The 437-nt window shown below is 60.4% G+C and carries 1 pseudogene; it reads left to right on the top strand.

Annotated features, from left to right (window positions below):
• Nucleotides 1-437: pseudogene (locus BKD70_RS22110) on the top strand (Heme peroxidase); the annotation flags it as partial.

Here is a 437-nt window from a genome sequence, read left to right as displayed (position 1 = left end):
CGCGCACATGGAGTACCGGCCCGTCGCCGGGCGCGCGGCCCAGTTGATCGAAGGCTGGAAACAGTTCGAGGCAGACCTGGCCAAATTCGAAATGGCTGACGCTCCTTCAATCGTAGTCGGCAAGGCACCTGATGAGCTGCCAGCCCTACGCATCGAGCTGACCGGCATGGTTACCGCCAGTAACCTGAAGGTGTTTGAAGATTCGGCCCTGGCTGTCATCGACTCGGTGAAAACCACTCTTTCCACGGACCAGGACTTCGCCGACGCGAAGAAGGCGGTCAAGTGGTGCGGCGATGTCGAAGAGGCCGTGTCGATCGCCAAGAAACAGGCCCTGTCGCAGACCCAAAGCATCGACGAGCTGTTTTCGTCGCTGGATCGCATCAGCGCCCATGCCCGCGAGACTCGCCTGAAGGTCGACAAGCTGGTGAAGGCTCAAG

The sequence above is a fragment of the Pseudomonas sp. BS-2016 genome (assembly GCF_001806145.1).
Lineage (GTDB): Bacteria > Pseudomonadota > Gammaproteobacteria > Pseudomonadales > Pseudomonadaceae > Aquipseudomonas > Aquipseudomonas lundensis.
This window is presented reverse-complemented; position numbering and strand designations above follow the sequence as displayed.